The 3,538-nt window shown below is 60.8% G+C and carries 2 protein-coding genes and 1 pseudogene; all 3 read right to left on the reverse strand.

Features of this window, described 5'->3' with window-relative positions; all coding sequences use genetic code 11:
- Positions 1 to 794, reverse strand: a pseudogene (locus GXH28_RS15315) (hypothetical protein); the annotation flags it as partial.
- The gene (locus GXH28_RS15320; RefSeq protein WP_169239887.1) at positions 791 to 2,602 is read right to left on the reverse strand and encodes a helicase-related protein; all 1,812 of its coding nucleotides are present in this window, start codon (positions 2,600 to 2,602) and stop codon (positions 791 to 793) included. The pseudogene GXH28_RS15315 and the gene GXH28_RS15320, both read right to left, overlap by 4 nt.
- On the reverse strand, positions 2,577 to 3,538 hold a 962-nt coding region (locus GXH28_RS15325), incomplete at its 5' end, for an SNF2-related protein (RefSeq protein ID WP_338140947.1). The genes GXH28_RS15325 and GXH28_RS15320, both read right to left, overlap by 26 nt.

The raw sequence follows: 3,538 nt of genomic DNA on the forward strand, positions 1-3,538 counted from the left end.
GTGTTGTTGAACGCCTCGAAGAACAGTACAGAGAGCCAGCGCTCGAAGAAGGTGTCCTTGGGCTGGTTGGAAGCCTTGTATGCGCGCCAGAACTCGGCGATGAACCGTGGGTTGCCGCCGAGCCAGCCTTTGCGCTGGATGAAGTAGAGGAACATCAGCCGGTTGAGCAGTTGCAGCGCGTAATCGTGCGCCCAGACCTTATCGCCGGTGGCGTCGAAGAGCAGCCGTTGCAGGGTGGCAAAGACCTGTTTGTAATCGGCAAAGAACCGCCGGGTGACCGCTTCGACATCAAATGCGCGGTTGAGTTTGTCGGTGAGGGTGGTGATGGGAGGCTCGCCATGGGCCAGCTCGTCGAGGGTGAATGCCAGTTCGGCGAGACGTTCAACGGTGGTGCGCGCCGGCGATCCGACGTCGTAGGGGAGCGTGCGCAGTTCGATCTTGCCGTCGGATCGCTCACGCGCCCATGTGAAGGCAAGCTGGCGGGCGTCTTGGGTGACGTAGCAGAGCACATGCTCGGCATGCACCGGCTTGAGTGCGCGCTGGACGGCGCGGCGGGCGGTGATGCCCGGCAGCCGATCCCCCGGCCAGATGACGCGATAGACCGGCAGGCCCGAAAGCCGGGCAACGGGCTGGAGCGTGATGCTCTGGTTGATGGGCGCGCCGAGATCGAGCGTGCGCGGCAGCAAGCCGCGCGGCGCGCTCCAGTTGAGCGTTTGGCAGAAGAGTTCGCCGAGTTTCTGTGGTGAGCCGGCGTCATTCAAGCACGATTGAATGCGTTGAAGTAGATTGTTCATCGTTGATCGTCTCCCGTGTTCACCGGTATCGGTGCAGTGAGGGCAAGTCCCATCGAGCAGATGATGCGCGGTTCAACCGGCGCTTGGGTGTCCTCGGTGGTCACGTCGCAGAGGTTCTCATTCGCTGCATACTGCACCACAAGGTCAAGCAGTGCTTCATCGGTAATGCCGAGCCGCATCTGCCGGCTGATGGCATCTTGCGCAGCACGGCGGAGTGGGTAGCGCCAGAGCATATCGAGCACACGCTCAAGCTGTTCAAGCGTTTCGTTGATAAAGAGCGTGGGCCTTGCCTGAAGCCGCTCACGATAGCCTTTGAGCCGGTCGTAGAGCTTGCGGCGGACGCTGCGGAGCGAGCCGAGCTGACCGCCGGGGTCGACCTGTTCTTTCATGACATGGTTGAAGCAGTGGGTAACGAGTTCGTGATGGTTTTCTGCGCGCGGCAGTGGTGGCGTGTCCGGTGCGCATGCAAGCGTCCGAAAGATAGCCGAAACCGATTGCGAGACGAAACGGCCGTGCTCATCCACGCGCACCAGCGCGTCGGTGCCATCGGGGTAGCGAAAATAGGTAATGACACCCTGCGGCAACTCCCGTGCGTCGGCGGTTTCGGCGAGTGCCCGCGTTGCCGAGACGATGGGCGGCAGCGCCACGGCCTTCCGTTGATCGTCGGCAGCGGCACTCTTCCAGACCTGAAGCGCAAGGCTCGCCAGATCAATATCGTCGTCAGATAGGTCATCGTCGAGCGAGCCGGTTTTTTCGGTGTAGAGATCGCGCAGGGTATTGGCAGCCGCTTCGCCAAAAAAGGTTTCATCGGTGCCGATAACTTCTTGGTTCTGCTGGAGCCGATGGAAGAGGCGCTGGCGCAGCCGGATGATGCGCTCAACCCCATCGGCGGGAAGGAACGAGTACACGAGGATTGTGTCGTGTTGCTGACCGATACGATCCACGCGGCCGGCGCGTTGAATGAGGCGAATGATCGCCCATGGCAGGTCATAGTTCACGATGATGTGGGCGTCTTGCAGGTTCTGACCCTCGGCGAGCACATCGGTGGCAATCAAGATGCGCAGCTCCTGCTCACCCGGAGGCAAGCCGCCATTCGAGCGCGGGCTAAACCGTCGTGCCAGTGTCACCGGATCGTCAGTCTGGTTGGTGACGATCGCGAGATCGGTAATGTTCTGCCTGGTAAGCTCGCGTTGCAAGTACTGCGCGGTATCGGCGAATTGCGTGAAGACGAGCACTTTATCGCGGGCGTGCTGTGTGGTCAGCAGCTTGGTGAGTTCTTCAAGCTTGGTATCGCGGTTGGGGTTCCACTCACCGATGCGTGCGAGGATACCCAGCAGCGCAGTGGCGTCGGCTTCGAGCGCCTGCCGGAGTTCAGGGCGGAAGAACTTCGCAGCGAGCCAGTCGAAACGGTCGCGAAATTGCCGGGTGTATGTCTCGTACACAGCGGCAGCGCGCGCTTTGAATGCTGCCAGCGTGAGCGGTGCGTTGCCCGCTGTTGCGCTCTCGGCCGCGCTTTCGTCCGGTGGAGGCGCCTCATCGGTCGCGATAGCGTCATCGTCGGTATCGCTGACGGCTGTGTCGAGCATGGCGGCATCTTGTGTGCCGATGGGCACCGGCAGACCGTGTTCGAGTGCGTGCAACGTGACCAGATTGCGCAGGATGTGGCGGCGCACGGAGAGCAGAAAACTGTGGCCACTCGATTCAAGCCGTTTGAACAGGTTGGTCCGGCAAAAGCCGATCAGGCGACGACCGGCACGGTTGAGGTTATCGAGGATGCGCTTCTCATCGCTTTTGCCGGCGTTCGGCACGAGCGACGAGGTACTGCGCCAGCCCGTAGCGGGGGAGGATGAGCTGCTCGATGACCTCCACGACATCATCGCGAAACAGGCGCGCGTATTGATCGGTCGGATCGTTTTCGGTAATCGTAAACGATAGCCGCTTCGGCTCACGGAGCGGAAAGTATGCGGGCTTGCCGTTGAGCATGACGTAGTGAAGCTGCTTTTCCTTGTCGAACGTGGCGTAGTGATCAATGATGAACCGGCGCGTGCGCCGCACAAGGAACAGGCGCATCAGGTCACGCCAATCTTCCGGGTGGGGACTTTGCTCGAACGCGCGCAACGAACACGGGGACGTTTGGAAGCGTGCGATGAAATCCTGCTCATGCTTCCCACTCGCTGCCCAATCGTGGAAAAAGCGTTCGGGTCGCACGTGGAGGTCTTGGTTTTCGTCCAGAAACAGGCGCAGTTGGTTGCCAAGATCGCTAAACTGCTTGTTATACGGGGTCGCGGTGAGCAGCAGCACACGCGGTTCGTTGCGCTCGATGTAGTCCCGCAGGGCGCGGTAGCGCTTGCTTTCGCGGTTCCGCAGGTTGTGGCTTTCGTCAAGGATCAGCAGCCGGTAGTGCGGTGCATCGTCTCTCCCCAAGGTTTCGATGACTTTGCCGATCGAGAGTACGCGACCGTTGATCTCATACGTTTGCAGGTACCGTTCCCACATCGGTGCCAGTTTGGGCGGACAAACAACCAGCGTGTTGCTCTGGTCATCCTCCTGAAAGATGCGGGCAATGGCCGTCGCCATCAACGTCTTGCCCAGCCCTACCACATCGCCAAGCAACACACCACCCCGGCGGTAGAGATAATGGGCCGCCAGGGAAACGGCCCGCTCCTGAAAATCGAGCAACGGTGTGCCTTTCTCAGTGAAAATCCGCGGGAGGCGGAACTCGCGCTCACCTTGGCGCGCCTCCT

It is taken from the genome of Candidatus Roseilinea sp. NK_OTU-006 (assembly GCF_012931985.1).
In the GTDB taxonomy this organism is placed as follows: Bacteria; Chloroflexota; Anaerolineae; order J036; family Brachytrichaceae; genus JAAFGM01.